This window comes from Microcoleus sp. OTE_8_concoct_300 (assembly GCF_031383065.1).
GTDB lineage: Bacteria > Cyanobacteriota > Cyanobacteriia > Cyanobacteriales > Microcoleaceae > Microcoleus.
The window spans coordinates 1-1,044 of the sequence record NZ_JANMZH010000500.1 but is presented as its reverse complement, the minus strand read 5'-3'; the positions used below and the strand labels follow the sequence as shown (position 1 = coordinate 1,044).

At 48.4% G+C, this 1,044-nt stretch carries 1 protein-coding gene; it reads right to left on the bottom strand.

What is annotated here, in order from left to right; genetic code table 11:
* On the bottom strand, positions 1 to 1,044 hold a 1,044-nt coding region (locus ACUVJL_RS22810; RefSeq protein WP_445247924.1), incomplete at both ends, for an FAD-dependent oxidoreductase.

Below are 1,044 nucleotides of genomic sequence, written 5' to 3'. Positions count from 1 at the left end.
GGTATTTCCCGGTGCTTCTGGGGGGCTGTTGGTCATGCAGGGGTGAAAGTCGATCGCATAATGACCAATCCCCACAGAATCAGGATATATCGTAGCGCGCGATCGCGAGTTTGTATCCTCAACAGATTGAGTTCCCACAGCCAAAGCCGGCGCATCCAAACCACCCACAGCCAGCCACAAATTGCGATACTCTTGATCCGACAGATTCTGACGGTAAAAACTATCCTTAAAATTAGTGCGAGACATATCAACTTCCCAGATGGTAAAGCCTTGAGGCTGATTGAAACTCGGGCGCCCAATAATCCGCCGCCCCTCCCGCATATAAGGATATTTAGAAAGTCCGTGAACCGTCCCCATCGGCGAATCCAACCCGCTCAAAAAACGATTGTTTGGATAAGGCTTTTTCACCCCATTTCCGAGCTGTGAATCAGTAGTTCCTGCTACCAACCAGTAGAAAAATCCTTTAGCATTTTCTTCTCCGCGCCGCAAAGTTTCTGTTCGCAAACCACCCATCCAGCCACCCGGTTGCAGTTGACCGGCTGCTTCTAGTTGTGCGCGAGAATAAATTAAATTATCCTGGGAAGAACCAGGGCGGTAGTCATTACCCCAAGTCCAGTTTTGCATCGAGATATCTCCTGGCACAGGTGCGGTAAAGGTAATACCACCAAAGGTTGTCACCTTCCCTTCGTCAGAACCCAAAATCCGTCGATAGGTGAAAACTAAGCCAAAATCTGCCAGACGCTTTAACTCATAACTGTAATAAGGGGCATATTGGTCATAAAAAGCAGGTTTTTGCTGGGGTTGAGGATCTTTAGTTGCCTCCATGGCAAAGGTGTAGGTAAAGCCTTGCGTGCAATAGGAGTCAGCCGTGGTGCTAGAAGCCGAAGGTTCTCGATATGAGCGTGCATCGATGCCTAAACGGTAAGGTACGTCAGCTAGAGCAATCATTTCACCTGTTTCTGTGGCATCAACGACATACCAGTTGGGGGCATTACCTGTTGCTGGTTTTTGGGGTACGAAACGCACAACATTTTTGCTAAAACG